General features: G+C 71.0%; 13 protein-coding genes and 3 tRNA genes. 6 read left to right on the top strand and 10 right to left on the bottom strand.

Annotated features, from left to right (window positions below; translation table 11 throughout):
• Positions 1 to 2: 2 nt before the first annotated feature.
• The 4 genes from JOF36_RS07200 (at position 3) to JOF36_RS07185 (ending at position 2,773) form a co-directional block, all read left to right on the top strand.
• Positions 3 to 671: a response regulator gene (locus JOF36_RS07200; RefSeq protein ID WP_210025617.1), complete on the top strand. Its 669-nt coding sequence runs from the start codon at positions 3 to 5 to the stop codon at positions 669 to 671.
• Positions 672 to 820: 149 nt separating this feature from the next.
• Complete coding sequence (locus tag JOF36_RS07195) at positions 821 to 1,231, top strand: sterol carrier protein (protein WP_210025616.1); 411 nt, start codon at positions 821 to 823, stop codon at positions 1,229 to 1,231.
• Positions 1,232 to 1,334: 103 nt separating this feature from the next.
• A complete protein-coding gene (locus JOF36_RS07190; RefSeq protein ID WP_210025615.1) occupies positions 1,335 to 1,619 on the top strand; it encodes a hypothetical protein in 285 nt (94 codons plus the stop codon).
• Positions 1,620 to 1,672: 53 nt separating this feature from the next.
• A complete protein-coding gene (locus tag JOF36_RS07185; RefSeq protein WP_210025614.1) occupies positions 1,673 to 2,773 on the top strand; it encodes a CaiB/BaiF CoA transferase family protein in 1,101 nt (366 codons plus the stop codon).
• Between the two features lie 67 nt (positions 2,774 to 2,840).
• Here JOF36_RS07185 and rplA read toward each other — a convergent pair whose 3' ends face one another.
• The 10 genes from rplA to JOF36_RS07135 form a co-directional block, all read right to left on the bottom strand.
• On the bottom strand, positions 2,841 to 3,566 hold the full coding sequence (gene rplA / locus JOF36_RS07180) for a 50S ribosomal protein L1 (protein ID WP_210025613.1): 726 nt from the start codon (positions 3,564 to 3,566) through the stop codon (positions 2,841 to 2,843).
• A 144-nt stretch (positions 3,567 to 3,710) separates the two neighbouring features.
• The gene (rplK, locus tag JOF36_RS07175; RefSeq protein ID WP_210025612.1) at positions 3,711 to 4,145 is read right to left on the bottom strand and encodes a 50S ribosomal protein L11; all 435 of its coding nucleotides are present in this window, start codon (positions 4,143 to 4,145) and stop codon (positions 3,711 to 3,713) included.
• Between the two features lie 68 nt (positions 4,146 to 4,213).
• Complete coding sequence (gene nusG / locus JOF36_RS07170) at positions 4,214 to 5,092, bottom strand: transcription termination/antitermination protein NusG (protein WP_210035231.1); 879 nt, start codon at positions 5,090 to 5,092, stop codon at positions 4,214 to 4,216.
• A 108-nt stretch (positions 5,093 to 5,200) separates the two neighbouring features.
• Entirely contained in the window at positions 5,201 to 5,554 is a 354-nt protein-coding gene (secE, locus tag JOF36_RS07165) for a preprotein translocase subunit SecE (protein ID WP_210025611.1), read from the bottom strand.
• 131 nt (positions 5,555 to 5,685) lie between these two features.
• Positions 5,686 to 5,761: transfer RNA gene (locus tag JOF36_RS07160), tRNA-Trp, on the bottom strand.
• 111 nt (positions 5,762 to 5,872) lie between these two features.
• A complete protein-coding gene (locus tag JOF36_RS07155; RefSeq protein WP_372447368.1) occupies positions 5,873 to 6,340 on the bottom strand; it encodes a MaoC/PaaZ C-terminal domain-containing protein in 468 nt (155 codons plus the stop codon).
• Positions 6,337 to 6,786 carry a MaoC family dehydratase N-terminal domain-containing protein gene (locus JOF36_RS07150; protein WP_210025610.1) on the bottom strand — a complete coding sequence of 150 codons (450 nt, stop codon included), beginning with the start codon at positions 6,784 to 6,786 and terminating at the stop codon, positions 6,337 to 6,339. The genes JOF36_RS07155 and JOF36_RS07150 overlap by 4 nt, the downstream gene beginning before the upstream one ends.
• 2 nt (positions 6,787 to 6,788) lie before the next feature.
• On the bottom strand, positions 6,789 to 6,956 hold the full coding sequence (gene rpmG, locus JOF36_RS07145; protein ID WP_210025609.1) for a 50S ribosomal protein L33: 168 nt from the start codon (positions 6,954 to 6,956) through the stop codon (positions 6,789 to 6,791).
• A 43-nt stretch (positions 6,957 to 6,999) separates the two neighbouring features.
• Positions 7,000 to 7,075, bottom strand: a tRNA-Met gene (locus tag JOF36_RS07140).
• Positions 7,076 to 7,109: 34 nt separating this feature from the next.
• A tRNA-Thr gene (locus JOF36_RS07135) sits at positions 7,110 to 7,182 on the bottom strand.
• A gap of 176 nt (positions 7,183 to 7,358) precedes the next feature.
• On the opposite strand from JOF36_RS07135, the gene JOF36_RS07130 reads away from it, so the two are divergent.
• Positions 7,359 to 8,627 (top strand): cytochrome P450, encoded by a 1,269-nt coding sequence (locus tag JOF36_RS07130; RefSeq protein WP_210025608.1) that lies wholly within the window; start codon positions 7,359 to 7,361, stop codon positions 8,625 to 8,627.
• A 254-nt stretch (positions 8,628 to 8,881) separates the two neighbouring features.
• Positions 8,882 to 9,262, top strand: coding sequence for a hypothetical protein (locus JOF36_RS07125; RefSeq protein ID WP_210025607.1), 381 nt, complete (start codon positions 8,882 to 8,884; stop codon positions 9,260 to 9,262).
• Position 9,263: the final 1 nt, after the last annotated feature.

Genomic DNA, 9,263 nt, shown 5'->3' with positions numbered 1-9,263 from the left:
CCGTGCCAGCCGAGCCGCACGTCGTCGTCATCGTGGACGACCACAACCTGTTCTCCCAGGGGCTCGCACTCCTGCTCGAGTCCCGGGCCGGTGAGACGTTCCGGATCGCCGGGTCGACGACGGCCGGCGAGGAGGCCGTCGCACTTGTCGGCAGGCACCGGGCGGGTATCGCGATCGTGGACCTGGCCCTGCCCCCGCTGGGCGGGGTGGAGACGATCCGGCGGATCAAGGCCGCCTACCCCGCGACCCGGGTGCTGGCGCTGTCCGGGACCGAGGACCTCGATCTGGCCGCCGCCGCGCTGCGCGCCGGAGCGGACGGCTACCTCGGCAAGTCCGCGGACCCCGAGGTGCTGGTCGCCCCGCTGCTCGCGATCGTGGCCGGGGTCCGGGTGCTGCGCGGCGAGCTGCTCGACGCACTGCTCACCGCGTCCGACCGGACGGCCGACGGGCTGCTCGACCGGCTGAACGAGCGCGACGTCGAGCTGTGGATCCTGCTCGCCCGCGGGCTGGAGACCGCCGACATCGCCCGGCCGATGCTGGTCAGCGAGCGGACCGCCAAGCGCATGATCGCCTCGCTGCTGCACAAGCTGGGTGCCGCCAACCGGATCGAGGCGGCCGCCCTGGCCGGACGCTGCGGCCTGCTCGACGAGGACCCCGCCGACCGGCGCTGACCCGGGCGTCGCTCCCGCTCCCGCGCGCGCGGCCCGGGCGGGCCAGAGCTGGCCCGGTCATCGGCTGGGCCGTCCGGGTCGCAGCCGCGAGACTCGCACCCGGTGGCGGCACGTCCGTGCCCGCCACGACATCTCGCGAGGAGGCGCTGATGGCCGTGTTCGCCGACGAGGCCGAGGTCTACGAGTACCTGGGCGGGGTTTTCCGGATCGGTCTGGAGGACCCGGACCTGGTGGCCAAGCTGCAGTCGTCCGGCGTCGTCCTGCGGATCACCTACACCGATCCGGCAGCGGTCATCACCGTCGACATGCCGAACTCGCAGCTGCACACCGGAGCCGGCAACGGCCCGGACCCGAACATCGAACTGTTCATGAGCGCCGACACCGGCAACCGGTTCTGGCTGGGCAAGGTGATCCTGCCCGTCGCGATGGCCAAGGGCGACGTCCGCGCGAAGGGCCCGGTCTCGAAGCTGCTCACGCTGCTGCCGATGGCGAAGCAGCTGTTCAAGCCGTACCAGGCGAAGCTGCAGGCCGAGAATCGGGACGACCTGCTCAAGGCCTGATCTTCATCCGATCGGCTGTACACCGGCGTCCTGTCGGGTGCATAGCGATGCCGCCTCCGATACTGCGTGTCGATCGTCATGATCGAGACCGGCGGAGGCGGCGATGGACAATCTGTGGCTGGACGTACACATGTGGCAGCCCTTGCGCGGCGCGCTGCACCCGATCAGCGAGATCGAGTGCGACATGCCGGACCCGCTGCCACACGACTACGACGAGTGGCACGCCTGGGCGGAGGCCGTCCTGCTGGGCATCGCCGCGCGCGACGGCTGGCAGCACGGCCGCTACTTCTTCACCATCCAGGAGCGCGACGAGACCGGGCATCCGGTGCAGGAACTGGGCAAGGACTTCTGGGACTACGAACGACAGTCCCGGCACGCGGCCGGGTAGGGCGCCGGCGCCGGGTTACTGTCGCTCGTACATCGAGTGCGAGGAGGTAGCCGGTGACACGGGGCAAGGGTCCGCTGGCCGGACTGAAAGTGATCGAGCTGGCGGGGATCGGGCCCGGCCCGCACGCGGCGATGGTGCTGGGCGATCTCGGCGCGGACGTCGTCCGGGTCGACCGGCCTTCGGGCGGTCTGGATCTCGGCGCCGCGGACGTGCCGGACCCGACCACCCGCGGCCGCCGCACGGTCACCGCGGACCTGAAGGACCCGGCCGGCCGGGAGACCGTGCTGCGGCTGGTGGAGAAGGCCGACGTGCTGCTGGAGGGCTACCGCCCGGGGGTGACCGAACGGCTCGGTGTCGGGCCGGAGGACTGCCACGCCCGCAACCCACGCCTGGTCTACGGCCGGATGACCGGCTGGGGCCAGGACGGCCCGATGGCGCCGCGGGCCGGGCACGACATCAACTACATCTCGCTGACCGGCGCGCTGCACGCGATCGGCCGCGCCGGCGAGCGTCCGGTTCCCCCGCTGAACCTGGTCGGTGACTTCGGCGGCGGCTCGATGCTGCTCGTGATCGGCGTGCTGGCCGCCTCGTGGGAGGCCAAGACCTCCGGGGTGGGACAGGTCGTCGACGCCGCCATGGTGGACGGCGTCAGCATGCTCAACCAGATGTTCTGGAGCTTCCTCGCCGCCGACGCCTGGGTCGACGAGCGGGACTCGAACCTGCTCGACGGGCACGCGCCGTTCTACGACACCTACACCTGCGCGGACGGCAGGTACATGGCCGTCGGGGCCCTGGAGCCGCAGTTCTACGCCCAGCTGATCGCCGGACTCGGTCTGACCGAGGCCGAGCTCGGCCCGCAGTACGACCGCGCGGGCTGGCCCGCGATGCGCGCCCGGTTCACCGAGGTGTTCGTCTCGAAGCCGCGCGACGAGTGGGCCGACGTGTTCGCCGGCACCGACGCGTGCACGACACCGGTGCTCTCCTTCGCCGAGGCTCGCGAGGACGCACACCTGAGGGCGCGGAACACCATCGTCACCGTCGACGGCGTCCCGCAGGCGGCACCGGCGCCGCGCTTCTCGCGCACCGGCGCCGAGGCGGCCTCACGCGGGACCGGCCCGGAGGACGCCGACACCGTTCTCGCCGACTGGTCCTGACCACACCACGACGACGCCCCCGGCTCCGTGATCGGAGCCGGGGGCGTCGCTGTAGGAGACCCTCAGGTCAGACCTGCTCCTCCGTGTCCGGAGCCAGCAGGTTCCGGGTCCGGTTCGGGTCCACCTGGATGCCCGGGCCGGTGTTGGTCGAGACGGTGACCTTCTTGACGTAGCGGCCCTTGGCGGCCGACGGCTTGAGCCGCAGGATCTCGTCCAGGGCGGCGCCGTAGTTCTCCACCAGCTTGTCGGTGTCGAACGAGGCCTTCCCGATGACCAGGTGCAGGTTGGCCTGCTTGTCCACCCGGAAGTTGACCTTGCCGCCCTTGATCTCGTTGATGGCCTTCGTGACGTCCGGGGTCACGGTGCCGGTCTTCGGGTTCGGCATCAGGCCACGCGGGCCCAGGATGCGGGCGATCCGGCCGACCTTGGCCATCTGGTCCGGGGTGGCGATGGCGGCGTCGAAGTCGAGCCACCCACCCTGGATGCGCTCGATCAGGTCCTCGGCGCCCACGGCGTCCGCACCGGCGGCCTCGGCCTCGGTGGCCTTGTCACCGGTGGCGAACACGATCACCCGGGCGGTCTTGCCGGTACCGTGCGGCAGGTTCACGGTGCCGCGGACCATCTGGTCCGCCTTGCGGGGGTCGACACCCAGCCGGAGCGCGACCTCGACGGTCGCGTCGGTGTTCTTGCTGGAGGTGTCCTGGGCCAGCTTCGCCGCGGTGAGCGGCGAGTAGAGGCGGTCCGCGTCGATCTTCGCGACGGCCTCGCGGTAGACCTTGCTGCGCTGTGCCATCTGTCCTCGTCTCCTCTGTGAGGTCAGGTCGTGGTACGAGCCGCGCCCGGCTCTCCCACACCAGACGGGGGACTCCGCCCCCGTCGCACCCCGATGGGCTCGGGCCCTTCGGGACTGACTAGCTCGACACCGACGTCGTCGGTATCAGCCCTCGACCTTGATGCCCATGGACCGGGCGGTACCGGAAATGATCTTCGCGGCCTGGTCCAGGTCGTTGGCGTTGAGGTCCTTCATCTTGGTCTCGGCGATCTCGCGGACCTGGGCCTGCGTGACCGTGGCGACCTTCGTCTTGTGCGGCTCACCGGAGCCCTTGTCGACGCCCGCTGCCTTGAGCAGCAGCTTGGCGGCCGGCGGGGTCTTGAGCTCGAACGAGAACGAACGGTCCTCGAAGACCGAGATCTCGACCGGCACGACGTTGCCGCGCTGGGCCTCGGTCGCGGCGTTGTACGCCTTGCAGAACTCCATGATGTTCACGCCGTGCTGACCCAGAGCGGGGCCGACCGGCGGGGCCGGCGTCGCGGCGCCGGCCTGGATCTGGAGCTTGATGATCGCGGAGAGCTTCCGCTTCTTGGGGGGCATGCCTTGTCCTCAGTGATCGATGTGCGCCACGCGGCCCTGCCTTGCCGCGGGCGATCCTCAGCGGTGCCTCAGATCTTGGAGACCTGGTTGAACCCGAGCTCGACCGGGGTCTCCCGGCCGAAGATCGAAACCAGCACCTTGAGCTTCTGGGCGTCGACGTTGACCTCGCTGATGCTCGCCGGGAGCGTCGCGAACGGCCCGTCCATGACGGTGACCGACTCGCCGACCTCGAAGTCGACCTCGACCGCGGGGCCGCCACCACCGGCGGCGCCGCCGCCCGTGGAAGCCGCCCTGCCCGCCTCGGCGTCCTTCTTGGGGGCCTCGGTCTTGGGCAGGAGGAACTTCACGACCTCGTTGATCGTCAGCGGCGACGGCTTGGACGTGGCACCGACGAAGCCGGTCACGCCCGGGGTGTTGCGCACCGCGCCCCAGGACTGGTCGTTCAGCTCCATCCGGACCAGGATGTAGCCGGGCAGCACCTTGCGCTGGACCTTCTTGCGCTGCCCGTTCTTGATCTCGGTGACCTCTTCGGTGGGCACCTCGACCTGGAAGATGTAGTCCTCGACATCCAGGGTCTGGGCCCGGGTCTCGAGGTTCGACTTCACCTTGTTCTCGTAGCCGGCGTAGGAGTGCACGACGTACCAGTCACCCGGAGCGCGGCGCAGCGCGGCGCGCATCTCCTCCTCCGGGTCGGCCTCCTCCTCGACGACCTCCTCCTCGGAGGTCACCGCCTCGGAGGTCTCGTCGGTGGCCTCGGACGGCTCGTCACCGTCGGCGGCCGGCTGGTCGTCGGTCTCGCCTGCCTCGGAGTCGTCGGTCTCGGATCCGTCGGTCTCGGTCTCGTCGTCGGCGCCGGTGTCGTCACCGTGCGCGGCTTCGGCGTCCACATCCTGGACGGACTGCTCGGGAAGCGTCTCGTCGGTCGCGTGCTCGGCGACGGCGTCGATCGCGGCCTCATCGGCCGCCTCGACGTACGCGTTGCTGTCGGAGGTCACGTCCTTCTCGCTTCCTTCATCGATGTCGGTCGTCGCCGGTCGGTCCGGTTCTCGCTCGCGTCAGTCGCCGAACAACAGCGCGACGCCCTCGGCGAAGGCCGAGTCGAGCAGGAACACGAAAGCCACCATGAACGACACGAAGATCAGGACGGCGATGGTGTACTTCACCATCTGGGAGCGGTTCGGCCAGATGACCTTGCGGAGCTCGGCGACGACCTCGCGCAGGAACCGGGTCAGCCGCCCGAACAGGGAGACCTTCCGCTCCTGGGTCGCCGCCGCCGCGCGGGTGGGAGTGGCACGCCCCTTGGCCGGAGTACCGCCGGAGCCGGACCGCGAAGCCCGCCGCCCACGACGGTCGGCCGCGTTGCTCGGGCGCTCCTGCCCGGGCCGCTCCGACTCGTGCTCGTCGCTCACGCGTTAGCCCTCCGCACGCGGCGGGCGTGTGGCCCGCCCTCGGTCACGTCCTCCGCCTGAGGAGAACCTGCTCTACTTCGCCGTTCGTGCCGTCAGCCGCGCCACCGGACTCCCGGCGACCTGCGGCGTCGTGGCAGGGGTGACAGGACTTGAACCTGCAACCTGCGGTTTTGGAGACCGCTGCTCTGCCAATTGAGCTACACCCCTATGTCCCGATCCGCCCCTGGGGGTGGTGGGACGGGCGCGACCGATCATCCGGTGCGCCCGGCTGAATCGAGTGTACGCACCCGCTCCCGCAGAGCCCTACCCCGGGGTCCGTCACCCCGGCAGGACGACCTCGGCGCGAGCCCGCCCGAGGACGGTCCGGCCCTCGAACACCGCCTTGAGATCGACAACGGCGATCCGCCGGTCGCCGTCCTCACGGACCTCGGCCACCGTGCCGGCGAGCTCGACGGTGGCGCCGGTGTCGTCGTCCGGGACGACGACGGGGCGGGTGAACCGGGTGCCGTAGGAGACGATCGAGGCGGGGTCACCGGTCCAGGCCGTCAGCACCCGGCCGGCGAGCGCCATCGAGAGCATGCCGTGCGCGATGACGCCGGGCAGCCCGGCGACACCGGCCACCCGGTCGCTCCAGTGGATCGGGTTGTGGTCGCCCGAGGCCCCGGCGTAGCGGACGAGGTCGGCGCGGGTCACGCGCACCTCGAACGAGGGCAGAGCGTCACCCTTCTGCACCGTCGCCGCGGTCTCCGGACTCAGTCGTCCGGCCGGGCCCGACGGCTCGCTCACGTGTCCTCCCCCGCCGGGCTGACGAGCATGGAGTGCGTGGTCGCGACCGACTCACCTGCGGCGTCGGAGATCTCGCACCGCAGGGTCAGCATGTGGTTCCCGGCGCGGGTACGGAGCTCGTCGACGTGCACGACCGTGGTCAGCTCGTCACCGGCCCGGATCGGGCGGTGATAGGCGATGCGCTGATCCCCGTGCACCATCCGGGTGTAGTCCCACCCGACGTCGGGGTCCCGCAGGAACGCCTCGATGACCGGCATCGTGAAACAGACCGGGAACGTCGGCGGAACGACGAGATCGGGATGTCCGGCCGCGCGGGCGGCGTCCAGGTCGTGAAACAGCGGATCGCCGTCACCGATGGCGACGGCGAACTCGCGGATCTTCTCGCGACCGACCTGGTACGGCCCGGCCGGGTCGAGCGAACGCCCGACCCAGGACTGGTCGACCACCCTCAGCGGGTCTCGCGGTGAGCCTTGTGGGTGCGGCAGTTCGGGCAGAACTTCTTGATCTCGAGCCGGTCGGGGTCGTTCCGCCGGTTCTTCTTGGTGATGTAGTTGCGGTGCTTGCACTCCTCGCAGGCCAGAGTGATCTTCGGCCGCACATCCGTGGCCTTGGCCATCGCGGGTGCCTCCCAGCAGGGTGATTCGGGTACTTCGCCAGTCTGGTAGCGGTGGCCGGACTTGAACCGACGACACAGCGATTATGAGCCGCTTGCTCTACCGACTGAGCTACACCGCCATGCGGAGACTGCCGAGGATGGCGAGTCTCACAGAGCCCCCTTACGGAATCGAACCGTAGACCTTCTCCTTACCATGGAGACGCTCTGCCGACTGAGCTAAGGGGGCGGCAGCGCCGGTCCGCGGAGCTGTACTGCGCTCTCCGCTCACCGACTGCTAGAACTTTACACCGAGGTTCCGGTGCCCCGCGCGGGGGGTCCCCGGGCCCGGATCCGCGCAGGTCGGCCCCGGTTCCGCCCGGGGTCGGCGCGGGCCCCACCGGTGCAGCAGGAGGGACGGCGACGATGCCGGACGCGACCACCACGATCGACCTCTCGGATGTGGACGGCTTCTGGGCCGCGCCGATCCGGGAACGGGCAGCCGGATTCGCGGCACTGCGCGAGTCACCCGGCATACCCTGGTTCGAGCAGCCGCTCTCGCACGTCCCCGATCCCGGCCCCGGCTACTACGCCCTCACCCGCTACGACGAGGTAGTCGAGGCCTCCCGCGCCCCCGGGGTCTTCCGGTCCGGGCCGGGAGCGACGTCGGTGGCCGACATGCCGCCGGCGTTCCTCGAGTTCTTCGGTTCGATGATCAATACCGACGACCCCCGGCACTCGCGGTTGCGCCGGATCGTCTCGCGCGGCTTCACCCCGCGACGGCTGGCCGGCCTGCAGGGCACGCTCGAGCGGACGGCGTCGGAGATCGTCGACGACCTGCTGTCCGCCGGGGAGTGCGAGGGCGTCGAGGCGGTCTCGGCCCGGCTCCCGCTCCGGACCATCTGCGAGATGATGGGCGTCCCCGAGAGCCACCACCGGTTCGTCTACGACCGGTCCAACGTGATCCTCGGCGCCGCGGACCCGGAGTACGTCCCCGAGGGCACCGACATCGTCACCGCGCTGCTCACCGCGGGCGGCGAGCTGGCGGCGCTGATGCGCGACCTCGGGGAGGCCCGCCGGTCCGAGCCGACCGACGACGTCACCTCGGCGCTGGTGAACGCCGAGATCGACGGGGAGGGCCTCACCCCGGACGAGCTGGCCAGCTTCTTCGTGCTGCTGGTCGTCGCAGGCAACGAGACCACGCGCAACGCCACCAGCTGGGGCCTGCATCTGCTCACCGAGCACCCCGGGCAACGGGCCGCCTGGCTGGCGGACCCGGAGGGCGTGACCCCGACCGCGATCGAGGAGATCGTCCGCTGGGCCTCACCCGTGATCTACATGCGCCGGACACTGTCCGAGCCGGCGGTGCTCGGCGGCACCGAGCTGCCGGCCGGCGCGAAGACGGCGCTGTTCTACTGGTCGGCGAACCGGGATCCGGAAGTCTTCGACTCGCCGGAGACCTTCGACGTCCGCCGTTCCCCCAACCCGCATCTCGGGTTCGGCGGGCCGGGGCCGCACTTCTGCCTGGGCGCGCACCTCGCCCGCCGGCAGCTGACCGCGCTGTTCACCGAGCTCCTGCGCCGCGCGCCGCGGGTCGCGACCACCGGTGAGCCCCGCCGGCTGCGGTCGATGTTCATCAACGGGATCACCCGCCTGCCACTCACCGCGGACGGCGGGAAGGCGGTGCTCGCCTGATCTCCCGCCCACCGGCTCGCGGAAAGCAAGCAGGCCGAACGGGTGAACCGTGACCACGGACGGTCATCGATCGACGGATGCCCAGGCGCGCCTGCCCACCACACGGGTGGAGTAGCCACTCCGGCGGTTGGCGGATGCGGTCACCGGCTAACAGGGTGAGTAGCCGACACGACAACACGGGCAGAAGCAGGAACCGGCGGCGCGCACCGGATCTGCGAAACCCGTAACGACTCCCCGAGATCGTGGTGATCGCCATGTCCGCGCCCGTCGTCCGTATCCCCGGCCCCCGCCGCCCCGTCGACCTCACCGCTCCGTTCGCGGGACCCGGGCACCGGATCGGCGTCCCGGCCCCGCGCGTCACGCCCGGCGACCGGCACCGCGACGGCGGGTACCGGGCCCCGGAGCACCGGCCGGTTCACGGCCCGCCCCGTGCCGGGTCGGCGCCGGGCCGGCACCGCGGCGCGCCGCAGCCGTTCCCGTCGGCGGCGCGGACGTTCACCGTCCTCGCCCGGGCCGGCAGCCTGACGTCGCTGGCGGCGATGGTCGTGCTGGCCGCGGCCGTGGCCGGGCTGGCCGACGGCAACCCGCCGACCGGCGCGGCCGCCGACGTGGCGGTCAGCAGCCTGGACCGGTGAC

It is taken from the genome of Pseudonocardia parietis (assembly GCF_017876315.1).
GTDB classification, from domain to species: domain Bacteria; phylum Actinomycetota; class Actinomycetes; order Mycobacteriales; family Pseudonocardiaceae; genus Pseudonocardia; species Pseudonocardia parietis.
Note: the sequence above shows the minus strand (reverse complement) of the source record. Positions and strands in the feature narration are given on the sequence as shown.